Source organism: Halomonas sp. SH5A2, from assembly GCF_014263395.1.
In the GTDB taxonomy this organism is placed as follows: Bacteria; Pseudomonadota; Gammaproteobacteria; order Pseudomonadales; family Halomonadaceae; genus Vreelandella.
Genome location: NZ_CP058321.1, coordinates 2,021,285 through 2,033,971 on the forward strand (window position 1 = coordinate 2,021,285; position 12,687 = coordinate 2,033,971).

The 12,687-nt window shown below is 55.8% G+C and carries 6 protein-coding genes and 2 rRNA genes; 4 read left to right on the plus strand and 4 right to left on the minus strand.

Annotated features, from left to right (window positions below):
- Positions 1-38: 38 nt before the first annotated feature.
- Both hrpB and HXW73_RS09435 read right to left on the minus strand, forming a co-directional pair.
- Positions 39-2,477 (minus strand): ATP-dependent helicase HrpB, encoded by a 2,439-nt coding sequence (hrpB, locus tag HXW73_RS09430; RefSeq protein ID WP_186252875.1) that lies wholly within the window; start codon positions 2,475-2,477, stop codon positions 39-41.
- 6 nt (positions 2,478-2,483) lie between these two features.
- Positions 2,484-3,143, minus strand: coding sequence for a TetR family transcriptional regulator C-terminal domain-containing protein (locus HXW73_RS09435; RefSeq protein WP_186252876.1), 660 nt, complete (start codon positions 3,141-3,143; stop codon positions 2,484-2,486).
- A gap of 199 nt (positions 3,144-3,342) precedes the next feature.
- Here HXW73_RS09435 and xdhA point away from each other — a divergent pair, with 199 nt between their 5' ends.
- The 4 genes from xdhA to guaD are packed head-to-tail and all read left to right on the plus strand — an operon-like array spanning position 3,343 to position 9,391.
- Positions 3,343-4,797, plus strand: a complete 1,455-nt coding sequence (gene xdhA / locus HXW73_RS09440) for a xanthine dehydrogenase small subunit (RefSeq protein ID WP_186252877.1) — start codon at positions 3,343-3,345, stop codon at positions 4,795-4,797.
- The gene (gene xdhB / locus HXW73_RS09445; protein WP_186252878.1) at positions 4,781-7,204 is read left to right on the plus strand and encodes a xanthine dehydrogenase molybdopterin binding subunit; all 2,424 of its coding nucleotides are present in this window, start codon (positions 4,781-4,783) and stop codon (positions 7,202-7,204) included. The genes xdhA and xdhB overlap by 17 nt, the downstream gene beginning before the upstream one ends.
- Positions 7,201-8,073, plus strand: a complete 873-nt coding sequence (gene xdhC, locus HXW73_RS09450) for a xanthine dehydrogenase accessory protein XdhC (protein ID WP_186252879.1) — start codon at positions 7,201-7,203, stop codon at positions 8,071-8,073. Before xdhB ends, xdhC begins: the two co-directional genes overlap by 4 nt.
- Before the next feature lies 1 nt (position 8,074).
- Positions 8,075-9,391: a guanine deaminase gene (gene guaD / locus HXW73_RS09455; RefSeq protein WP_186252880.1), complete on the plus strand. Its 1,317-nt coding sequence runs from the start codon at positions 8,075-8,077 to the stop codon at positions 9,389-9,391.
- Between the two features lie 157 nt (positions 9,392-9,548).
- Here the strand turns inward: guaD and rrf are convergent.
- Together rrf and HXW73_RS09465 are read right to left on the minus strand one after the other, a co-directional pair.
- Positions 9,549-9,664 (minus strand): 5S ribosomal RNA (rrf, locus tag HXW73_RS09460).
- Between the two features lie 128 nt (positions 9,665-9,792).
- A 23S ribosomal RNA gene (locus tag HXW73_RS09465) occupies positions 9,793-12,684 on the minus strand.
- Positions 12,685-12,687: the final 3 nt, after the last annotated feature.

Genomic DNA, 12,687 nt, shown 5'->3' on the forward strand with positions numbered 1-12,687 from the left:
AACCTTAGGGTTTGTTAGGCCGAATAAGAACATTTCGCCTACCTACGACTGTTCGTTTGGCCGGTGGCAGGTGCAGAGAGTGGGTTTTCCGGCCAAGGGTGCTTTGGATAGCGCCCACGCATTTCTTTACGCACATCAGGATAGACATTCGCCCAGAAGCTGCGCAGATCCTGGGTAATCTGGAGGGGGCGCCTCGCCGGTGACAACAGATGAATCATCACGTCGACGCGACCATCGGCAATTCTTGGCGTCTCCTGCCAGCCAAACGCCTCTTGAAGCTTAAGCGCCAGAACTGGTGGCCTACCTTGTAGACAGGGTGCATAGTCCAGCGCGATTTGTCGGCCGCTTGGTACGCTCAACACAGTGGGCGCCAAGCGCTCGAACTGAACCTGCTGATCCCAAGTCAGGGACGACAGCAAGTACGTCTCGAAAGGCATTTTTTCCAACTGGCTCATGCGTGTCACCCCGATCATGTAAGGGGCAAGCCAGGTTTCAAGTGTTGTTATCAACGCTTTATCCGACCAATCTGGCCATCGGCTCTCAAAGGACTCATACAGCATCGCCATACGCCCCTGGAGCTGCTGAACGCGTGCATTAAAGATCACTTCAGGGCGCTGCTCCAAGGCGTTCAACAGGGCCGCCATGACGTCTTCCTCGGGCAGCTTGCCAAGCGCGGAAGTGGCTAACACCAGCTCACCGTGACACTGAACCCTTTCTCCAATCAGTCTACCCTGGGCGTCTGACCAACTGATGCGATTGACCCACTGCTGGGTGGCCGGATAAAGACGGATAAGGGTGTCTAGCGAAAGTGGCTCTGCCACGTATATCGTCGCCTCGCTGGTCGCACCCTCCACGTTGACGGCAACCAGATAAGGTTCACTGGCAAGCGGATGGCTGATCGGCAAGGTGGCCGTTTTACCATTGGCGAGCTTGAACCGACCTGGGCTGATGCACTGACCAATACGCTCTGGGTACGCCAGTGCCACCAACGCACTTAACGATGCGTCGTCAACCCTACCTGGGAAATTGGCTTGGGCACTCCCTGCCAAACGCTTGGCCTCATGCTGCCACTGGGGAAACCGCGCAGGTTGAGAAAAACGCTGATTCAGCGCATCGCGAAGCGAGCCGTTGATACGATCCCTGCTTTCAAGGAGCGCGGCGAGCCCACAGGCCAACCCCGCCGCGTTGATGTCGGCTGATTTCACCAGCATCGCGGCAAGCCTTGGGGCTACCGGCCAACGCGCACATTGTTCCCCTAACGGGGTCAACATGCCGGTTCGATCAATGATGCCAAGCTTGTTCAGAAGCGCTTTACCACTCTGCCAGGCGCCGCTGGGCGGTGAAGTCATCCACGTCAGATCGTCAGGGGATTGCACGCCCCAGGAAGCCAGCTCAAGTACCAGCTTCGAGAGATCAGCCTGCTGTATTTCAGGCTCACCGAAGGGGACGAGCGGCTGCTCTTGAGACCATAATCGGAAACATAGCCCTGGGCATTGCCGACCCGCGCGACCGCGCCGTTGATCGGCGCTGGCTCTATTCACCCACCGGGTGGTCAGTTGGGTGAGCCCCAAACGGGGCTGGAACAGCGGGACCCGCTCTAAACCAGCGTCGATCACCACATTCACGCCATCCAACGTCACGCTGGATTCCGCGATAGCCGTCGATACGATGACCCGTGGACGCGAAGCATTTTGCTGGAGAGCCGCCTGCTGCGCTTCTACTGACATGCGACCATGCAACGCGCGTACTTCGACATTAAGCGAACTATCTTCCAGCTTCTTCACCAGCCGGTTTATCTCAGCCGCGCCCGGCAGAATGACCAGAATATCGCGCGTGCCCGATCGATTGAGGGCGTCGCTGACAGCCTCACAGACGCGTGTCTCCAGAGCGGTTTCACGCGCTACCGGCCGATAAATTGTTTCAACCGGGTACTGGCGCCCCGTGCTTTCAATCACCGGAGTCTGTTGCCCAAGCACTTTTTGTAAAGCCGCCACATCGATAGTGGCGGACATCACAATGAGGCGTAAATCGTCGCGAATGCTTTGCTGTACATCCAATGCCAGCGCCAACCCCAGGTCAGCCTCGATGCTGCGTTCATGAAACTCATCGAAGATGATGCCGCCAATTCCCTCAAGCAACGGATCATCCTGCAGCATACGGGTCAGCACCCCCTGGGTGACGACCTCCAGGCGGGTATACCGGCTTACCTGACTGTCGCCCCGCATTCGGTAGCCCACAGTATGGCCTACAGACTCATCAAGCTGCTGGGCCATGAAACTTGCTGCTAGCCGAGCAGCGACTCGGCGTGGCTCAAGAAGCAATAGCGTTTTGCCTTGCGCCCAATGGCTATTCAAAAGCGTCAGGGGCACCCGCGTGGTCTTCCCCGCCCCAGGCTGGGCCACCAGAATAAGTCGATTATGGCTGTCCAGGGCTTCTTGCAGGGAGGCTAAATGCGGCTCAATGGGTAGCGTGGGCATAACCAGTCACCGCGGCGTTGCGGGAGATATATCCTGGCGCTGAACACCACAGCCCTTCAGGATCACTTGCTCGAGAAATTGGCAAATCGACTCCAGATCTTCTTCATCGAGCGCCTCTTTACCTAGAATCCCGGTGACCTGGGCACTATATTCAGAGTAGTGCTGAGTCGCGGACCAAATGAGAAAAATCAGCAAGTGCGGGTCCAGGTCGTCCATCTTACCCTGATGCGACCACTGACGAATGATGGTCGCCCGAGAAGCGACCCAATCCCGTAGTTCACCAGACAAGTATTTATTGAGGAAAGGGGCACCCGCTAAAATTTCAGCGGCAAACAGTTTTGAGCCTTCGGGATAACGCTGGCCAAGCACTATCTTGGTGCGGATAAATTCGCTAAGCACACGTCCCGGGTCGCTTTCTGGTGTGATCTCTTCAAGCACCGCATTCCATCGGCTCATCATGCGATTGAGTAACCGGACATAGAGCGCCTGCTTGCTGCCCATGTAATACAGAATATTCGCTTTGGGCAGCCCAGCTTGATCGGCAATCGCCTGGAGGCTCGCGCCCCGGTAACCATATTGCGAAAACACCTGTTCGGCTGCGCGTAAAATGCCGCGTTCGATGTGGTCTCGACCGACGTTATCCTGGTCTGCTGTTTCAGCCGTCATTCACTGAGTTCCTTTATCAGGTGCTGGCAGATGAGTATGCAAGATAACGGCGCTTCACATTACATGCTCCAAAACCCCGCGTAATACGGTTCCTCGCACCTTATCAGTGCAGCGATCGAAGCCTTGCATAACCGTCTATTTTGTCTCAAGCTCAAACAATATTGACCGATCGGTCAAAACAATGAAAATGGAGTTTGGTATGGCGACGATTGAGTTTTTGCTCAATGGCACCCCCAAGCAATGCGACGTGCCACCGGACACGAGCATTTTAACGCTATTACGCGACCATTTGGGGATGACAGGTACTAAAGAAGGGTGCGCCTCCGGCGATTGTGGCGCCTGTACAGTCGCCATTCGCAACCCGAGTGATGTTGACGCGTGCTTTCAAAGCGTCAATGCTTGTATCACGCCAGCACACCAGCTTAACAGCCGCCACCTGGTCACTATTGAAGGCTTGGCCCAAGGCAATCAGCTGCACCCTGCGCAACAGGCCATGGTTGAATGTCACGGCAGTCAGTGCGGCTTTTGTACGCCGGGTATCGTCATGTCGCTGTTTACGCTGCATACCACCCAGCAACACCGCCCTACTCCCTTGACCCCGGAACGCCTTGAAGCCGTGCTAGGTGGCAATTTATGCCGCTGTACCGGCTATCGCCCTATTCGCGATGCGGCCTTGAGCATGCAATCATTACCCTGGCAGGCTCCCCAATGGTTTGACGCCTCACCGCCAGCTGTATCAGCGCCCGACCCTGAACTGGTAGAAGAAAACGCATCGCTGTTTGCCCAGCCAACCACGCTGGGTGAACTGACCAGAGTGCGCCGCCGTCACCCCAATGCGCGCCTCGTCGCCGGTGCAACGGATTTATGGCTAGAAAACACTCAACGCCTGGTCGAACTGGATCAACTGATCGATGTTTCCCGAGTTCACGAGCTCCGCTTGATTGAAGAAGCCACTTTTAAGGAACAATCAGGCTGGTGGGTCGGCGCAGGCGTCACCTACACCCAGCTTGAGCCGCTGTTGGACACCCACTTCCCAGCCTTTGCCCATTTGCTACACCGTCTCGGCTCGCAACAAATACGCAATACAGGCACCATCGGCGGTAATATTGCCAACGCGTCTCCCATTGGTGATACGCCGCCCGTTTTGCTGGCACTTGATGCCTGGGTCGAACTGACAAACGCTGACAGCTCGCGGCAAATTCCTTTGAGTGCTTTTTTTATCGATTATAAAAAAACCGCGCTGACAGCAGATGAAGTTATCAGCCGGGTGTTTATTCCCAAACTGGCTGATACCACCACGCTACGGGTCTGGAAACTCTCCAAGCGGCGAGAAGATGACATATCAGCAGTGCTGGGCGCTTTCTGCTACCGCCTGGAAGCAGGTGTCATGCGCGACGCGCGCATCGCGTTCGGCGGCATGGCCGCGACCCCTAAACGAGCACTTGCTGCCGAAGCCGCACTGGAAGGCCAGCCACTGTCGAAAACCAGCTTTCAAGCCGCACAGCAGGCGCTTGACGGCGAATTCACCCCCATGAGCGATGTGCGGGGTAGTCAGCTTTATCGCCAGCAAGCTGCTCGCAATCTGCTAGAGCGCCTGTACCTGACGCTTTGTGCGCCCAACCAGGAGGTGATGCTCCATGCGTACGCTCACTAAACTCGACACTGACAGTCGCCGTGCCCGCCGTGAATTGCATGACCAACTTCAAGGCTCAGGTCCCCTGGCCCGCCATACAGTGGATAGCCAGAGTCAACGCCAGGCAGGCAGTGCGAGCTTTCACGAAAGTGCTCAAAAACACGTCACGGGTAAAGCGGCCTATATTGACGATATAAAAACACCGGCAGATGCCCTGCACGTTGCGCTTGGCTTATCGCCAGTCGCCCATGGCACCTTAACCAAGCTCGGCCTTGAAGCGGTCAGGCAGGCACCAGGGGTCATCGATGTTATAACGTTTAATGACGTGCCGGGCCACACCGATATTGGGCCCGTGTTTCCGGGTGATCCTATCTTTGTGGACCGGGAAATCAGCTATGCAGGCCAGTGCCTCTTTGCAGTGGCCGCGACAACCTTGCAGGCCGCGCGTCGGTCCGTGAAACTTGCCAAGCTGGAAATCGATGAACAACCCGCCAGCCTTGATCCTGTCGCGGCCACCGAGCGTGAGGATTTTGTCCGTCCCAGTCACGTTCAAGAGCGCGGTGACTGGCAAACAGCTCTCAGCCAAGCATCACACGTCATTGAAGGCGAGCTTTTTGTTGGCGGACAGGAGCATTTCTACCTGGAAGGACAGGCATGCATCGTCTTGCCCAGCGAAGATGAAGGCGTCATCGTCCATACTTCCAACCAGCACCCAAGTGAAACCCAAAAGCTCGTTGCCGAAGTGCTCGGCATCCCTTTTCACGCGGTAACCGTTGAAGTTCGCCGCATGGGCGGTGGCTTTGGCGGCAAGGAAACCCAGGCCTCTCCCTGGGCCTGTATGGCGGCGCTTTTTGCACGCCGAACGGGCAAAGCCAGCCGCCTACGGTTGCCACGCAGCGAGGATACGCGCGCCACGGGTAAACGCCATCCCTTTCACAACCGCTATCAGTTGGCGATCGATCATCAGGGCGTCATCGAAGGTGGCGAGATTACCTTGATTGGCGACTGCGGCTACTCGCCTGACCTCTCCGACGCCATTGTCGATCGTGCCATGTTTCATGCCGATAACGCCTACTCGCTAGGCAATGCGCGTGTAACAGGGCATCGTGCCAAGACCCATACTGCCTCTAACACCGCCTTTCGAGGCTTTGGTGGGCCGCAGGGGATGATGATCATTGAGGCCGCCATGGATGACATCGCCCGCCAGATTGGCGAGGACCCACTGACCATCCGGAAGCGCAACTTCTATCGCCAAGGACGTAACATTACGCACTATGGCCAGCAGGTCGATCAGACACAATTGCTTCATACCCTGGTGGACACACTGGAACAAAACAGCGACTACTGGTCGCGTCGCAAAGCCATCACTGCGTTCAATGCGGCAAGCCCGATCATCAAAAAGGGCCTTGCCCTCACCCCTGTCAAATTTGGCATTTCGTTTACGGCTCAGCATCTGAATCAGGCCGGCGCGCTGCTCCACGTGTATACCGACGGCAGTATCATGATCAACCACGGCGGCACGGAAATGGGCCAGGGTCTGCACACCAAGATCTGCCAAGTGGTGGCTCGAGAACTGGGGCTCAATCTGGACAGCGTCCGCATCAGTGCAACACGCACAGACAAGGTGCCCAATACATCGCCCACCGCCGCCTCCAGTGGCGCCGACCTGAACGGCATGGCGGCGCGCGATGCCGCCAGCAAGCTCCGCGAGCGACTGTTTGATTTTGCCGCCGAGCACTACTCAGAGGGCCTCGACCGTGAAGGCATGCGCCTGGAAGACGGTATGCTGATTGCCGGTATCGGCGAGAGTGAGCGCCGCATCGCCTGGGGCGAACTCGTCCAGACCGCTTACCTCAACCGTATTTCGCTGTCGGAAAAAGGCTTTTATGCCACGCCGCTTATTTATTACAACCGCGCCACCGGTCAGGGACGCCCTTTTTATTACTATGCCTTTGGCGCAGCCGTGGGCGAAGTCAGCGTGGATACACTGACGGGGGAATACCAGGTGGAGCGCGTCGATATACTCCACGATGTGGGTGATTCCATTAACCCTGCCATCGATATGGGCCAGGTGGAAGGTGGCTTTATACAGGGCATGGGGTGGCTCACAAGCGAAGAGCTCAAATGGAATGATAACGGCATGCTGATCAGCGATGGGCCTGCGACCTATAAAATCCCCACTTTCGGCGACCTGCCACCGATTTTCAATGTTGAACTGCTGGAAGGCCACCCTAACTCCATGGCAAGTCTCTATCGCTCCAAAGCCGTCGGCGAGCCGCCTTTCATGCTGGGGATTTGTGTATGGTCAGCGCTGCGGGATGCCCTCTCAAGCCTAACGGGCTACCAGGTATCGCCCCATCTCGATACCCCGGCGACGCCTGAACGGGTCATGTTGGCGGCAAACGCCATCAGGCAGAAGGCACTATGACTTTACCCGACCCTGAAAGCTGGCATGCGTCGCTACATCGCTTACAGCGTGACGGCGTCCCCCACGTATTAGCGACTCAAGTAACCAGCGCAGGCTCGACACCCCGCGAGCCCGGTGCGCGTATGGTGATTACTGACGAGGCTATCTTTGACACCCTTGGTGGCGGTACTTTCGAGTGGCAGACGATCAGCGCTGCGCGCGACTTATTACAGCAGCAGCGCTACGGCTTTCATCTCGAAGCCTTTTCCCTGGGTGGTCGCAGTGGCCAGTGCTGCGGCGGCTTCGTCAATATCCTGCTGGAAGTCTTTCCAGGTGCAGAAGCCCATGTCGCACTATTTGGTGCGGGCCATGTAGGTCGCGAAATCGTCAACTTAAGCGCACCGCTGCCTTGGCAACTGCACTGGTACGATAGCCGAAGCGACATATTCAGTGAGCAGACGCAACAGCAATCACGTCTTAGCTGTCATACGCTTGGCGATGTCCATCGGACGGTCGCAGAATTACCTCCGCAAACGCATGCGCTAGTACTAACCCATAGCCACGATCAGGATTACGCCCTGATTGCAGCCCTCATTGAGCGCGATGATGTGTCATCCATCGGGCTAATTGGCAGCGACAGTAAATGGTCAAGCTTCCAGGGACGCCTGCAGCGAGAAGGCCATGACGCTGAGAAAATTGAGCGTGTGCGAAGTCCCATTGGACGCATCCACGCTACCAAGCTCAAGAATAAGACCCCTTATGCCATTGCCTTGACGGTGGTCACCGAGCTGCTGTGGCTAACCGACAAACCCACCTCACCAAAAACACGCGGCCTTGAGCCTAACACTGTACGTGCCTTAGTTGACGAGTCAAAAACCTCCCAGAGTTAATATGAATTCTACTACCGATACGTTTATTCGTGCCGAATTGATTAGTTTTGCCCGCGACCCTGGCGATGGCGATTCGCCCGAGCCGGGCAGTCTAGAGCATTACAGCGACGGCCTGCTCTGGTTGAAAGGGCAGCATATTCATGCCATCGGCCATTTTGCGGAACTAACGTCGTCACTCCCTAAAGACTGTGACGTTCTCGACTACCGCGGCAAACTCATCATGCCAGGTTTTATCGACACCCACGTTCACTATGTGCAGTTGGACATCATGGCCTCCTATGGGCGGCAACTGCTCGATTGGTTAAACGACTACACCTTCCCTGAGGAATGCCGCTTCGCCAATCATGCGCACGCAGAAGCATTGGCGGATGCCTTTCTGGATGAAATGCTCCGCGCGGGTACGACCACTGCTCAAGTGTTCGGCTCTAGCCACCCTGGCTCCGTGGATGCTTTCTTCACCGCCTGCCAAAAACGTCAGTTACGCATGCTGGTCGGCAAGGTATTGATGGATCGTAACGCGCCAGAGGCGCTTATGGACGGCACGACTGGCATTACCGATAGCGAGCGACTGATCGAAGACTGGCACGGCAAGCAGCGGCTGGGATATAGCGTTACCCCACGCTTTGCGCCTACGTCGACCAAAACGCAAATGGATGCGGCAGGCGCTCTTTTACGTAATGACCCGACCCTCTGGTTACAGACGCATTTGGCGGAAAACAGCGGGGAGCTGGACTGGGTAGCAGAGCTGTTTCCCGGCAGCCGCGACTATTTAGCCGTATACGAAGAAGCTGGCCTTGTTGGCCCTCGCAGCACCTTTGCTCACGGCATTCATCTTGATAATGGTATGCGTAAGCGCTTGGCGAATCGCGGCGCCAATATTGCTTTTTGCCCCAGCTCCAATCTTTTCCTGGGTAGCGGATTATTCGACCGGGAAGCCGCCAATCAGACAGGTATGGCCTATACCTTTGCCAGCGATATCGGCGCAGGCACTGATTTATCGGGGTTTGGCACGCTTAAAGCAGCTTACCAAGTGGGCCAACTAAGCAGACAGCCGCTTACCGCGTGGCAGGGCTTTTATGGGCTGACACACGGCAATGCCAAGGCACTGTCTCTCGACAATCATATTGGCCAGCTTGCGACTTCTTATGAGGCGGATTTTGTAGTGATTGACCCTCACGCAACATCGCTGCTATCACGCCGCATCAATCACAGTACAACGCTCGGTGAACGGCTGTTCGCGTTGATGATGCTGGCCGACGACCGAGCCATTTATGAAACCTGGTCAGGTGGTATCTGCCAGCATCACAGGGATGCATAAAAGCTGTAGGTGAATGGTGAATGGTGAATGGTGAATGGTGAATGGTTGGTCAGTGTGAGGTTTCTATTCACGCTTCACCACTGACTCTTCACCCTTTACGCCTTACAAACAAAAAAATCCCCCAGAGCATAAGCCCTGGGGGATTTTTGGTATAGGTGCCTGACGATGACCTACTCTCGCATGGGGAGACCCCACACTACCATCGGCGCGAAGCGGTTTCACTGCTGAGTTCGGCAAGGGATCAGGTGGTTCACGCTTGCTATGGTCGTCAGGCGTAACTTTAAATGGATATCATGCTGTGTTTTGTGTGCGTCTCTTACCAAGCCCTGTGTCTTAAACAGTCGGCTCAGCGCGCGTATCCGGTTCTCGTTATCATCACGACCAGACCCCTTGGGTGTTATAGGGTCAAGCCTCACGGGCCATTAGTACACGTTAGCTCAACGCCTTGCAGCGCGTCCACACCGTGCCTATCAACCAGCTGGTCTCGCTGGGCCCTTCAGGAGGCTCTAGGCCTCAGGGATGTCTCATCTTGAAGGGGGCTTCCCGCTTAGATGCTTTCAGCGGTTATCCCGTCCGCACATAGCTACCCGGCAATGCCACTGGCGTGACAACCGGAACACCAGAGGTGCGTCCACTCCGGTCCTCTCGTACTAGGAGCAGCCCTTCTCAAACATCCAACGCCCACGGCAGATAGGGACCGAACTGTCTCACGACGTTCTAAACCCAGCTCGCGTACCACTTTAAATGGCGAACAGCCATACCCTTGGGACCGACTTCAGCCCCAGGATGTGATGAGCCGACATCGAGGTGCCAAACACCGCCGTCGATGTGAACTCTTGGGCGGTATCAGCCTGTTATCCCCGGAGTACCTTTTATCCGTTGAGCGATGGCCCTTCCATACAGAACCACCGGATCACTAGAACCTGCTTTCGCACCTGCTCGACGTGTCTGTCTCGCAGTCAAGCACCCTTATGCTCTTGCACTCATTGCACGATGTCCGACCGTGCTGAGGGTACCTTCGTGCTCCTCCGTTACGCTTTGGGAGGAGACCGCCCCAGTCAAACTACCCACCACACACTGTCCTCGATCCGGATAACGGACCTGAGTGAGAACGCCAATGATGCCAGGCTGGTATTTCAAGGTTGGCTCCACTCGAACTGGCGTCCGGGTTTCTAAGCCTCCCAGCTATCCTACACAGGCAACATCAGCGTCCAGTGTGAAGCTATAGTAAAGGTTCACGGGGTCTTTCCGTCTAGCCGCGGGTACACCGCATCTTCACGGCGATTTCAATTTCACTGAGTCTCGGGTGGAGACAGCGTGGCCATCATTACGCCATTCGTGCAGGTCGGAACTTACCCGACAAGGAATTTCGCTACCTTAGGACCGTTATAGTTACGGCCGCCGTTTACCGGGGCTTCAATCAAGAGCTTCGCCTTGCGGCTAACACCATCATTTAACCTTCCGGCACCGGGCAGGCGTCACACCCTATACGTCCGCTTACGCGTTAGCAGAGTGCTGTGTTTTTACTAAACAGTTGCAGCCACCTGGTATCTTCGACCGGTTCTCGCTTAAGCCGCGAGGGCTCTCACAATATGCCGGCGTGCCTTCTCCCGAAGTTACGGCACCATTTTGCCTAGTTCCTTCACCCGAGTTCTCTCAAGCGCCTTGGGATTCTCACCCTGACCACCTGTGTCGGTTTGGGGTACGGTCGCACATGATCTGAAGCTTAGAGGCTTTTCCTGGAAGCGTGGCATCGATGACTTCAACACCGTGGTGTCTTCGTCTCGTCTCTCGGCCTTGAGCGCCCGGATTTACCTGAGCCCTCAGCCTACCGACTTTCACCAGGGCTACCAACGCCTGGCTCACCTAGCCTTCTTCGTCCCCCCATCGCAATCATGTCCGGTACGGGAATATTGACCCGTTTCCCATCGACTACGCCTTTCGGCCTCGCCTTAGGGGCCGACTCACTCTGCTCCGATTAGCGTCGAACAGAAACCCTTGGTCTTCCGGCGAGGGAGTTTTTCACTCCCTTTATCGTTACTCATGTCAGCATTCGCACTCGTGATACCTCCAGCGAACTTCTCAATTCACCTTCATCGGCGTACACGACGCTCCTCTACCGCTCATTCCGAAGAATGAACCCGTAGCTTCGGTACCTGGTTTAGCCCCGTTACATCTTCCGCGCAGGCCGACTCGACTAGTGAGCTATTACGCTTTCTTTAAAGGATGGCTGCTTCTAAGCCAACCTCCTAGCTGTCTGAGCCTTCCCACATCGTTTCCCACTTAACCAGGATTTCGGGACCTTAGCTGACGGTCTGGGTTGTTTCCCTTTTCACAACGGACGTTAGCACCCGCTGTGTGTCTCCCACGCTCGCACTCACCGGTATTCGGAGTTTGCCTCGGGTTGGTAAGTCGGGATGACCCCCTAGCCGAAACAGTGCTCTACCCCCGGCGGTGATACGTGAGGCGCTACCTAAATAGCTTTCGAGGAGAACCAGCTATCTCCGAGCTTGATTAGCCTTTCACTCCGATCCACAAGTCATCCAAATCTTTTTCAACAGATCCTGGTTCGGGCCTCCAATTGATGTTACTCAATCTTCACCCTGCTCATGGATAGATCGCTCGGTTTCGGGTCTATATCCAGCGACTGTGTCGCCCAGTTAAGACTCGGTTTCCCTACGGCTCCCCTATACGGTTAACCTCGCCACTGAATATAAGTCGCTGACCCATTATACAAAAGGTACGCAGTCACAGAACAAGTCTGCTCCTACTGCTTGTACGCACACGGTTTCAGGATCTATTTCACTCCCCTCTCCGGGGTTCTTTTCGCCTTTCCCTCACGGTACTGGTTCACTATCGGTCAGCCAGGAGTATTTAGCCTTGGAGGATGGTCCCCCCGTCTTCAGTCAAGGTTTCTCGTGCCCCGACCTACTCGATTTCACATGATCAGATTTTCGACTACGGGGCTATCACCCGCTACGGCCAAGGTTCCCACCTTGTTCGTCTAATCAGTCACATGCTTAAGGGCTGATCCCCGTTCGCTCGCCGCTACTGGGGGAATCTCGGTTGATTTCTTTTCCTCAGGGTACTTAGATGTTTCAGTTCCCCTGGTTCGCCTCCCCCACCTATAGATTCAGTGGGGGATACTCATCTGATGATGAGTGGGTTTCCCCATTCAGAAATGCCCGGGTCACAGGTTGTTTGCCACCTCGCCGAGCCTTATCGCAGGCTTCCACGTCTTTCATCGCCTCTGGCTGCCTAGGCATCCACCGTGTGCGCTTCATTGCTTGACCCTA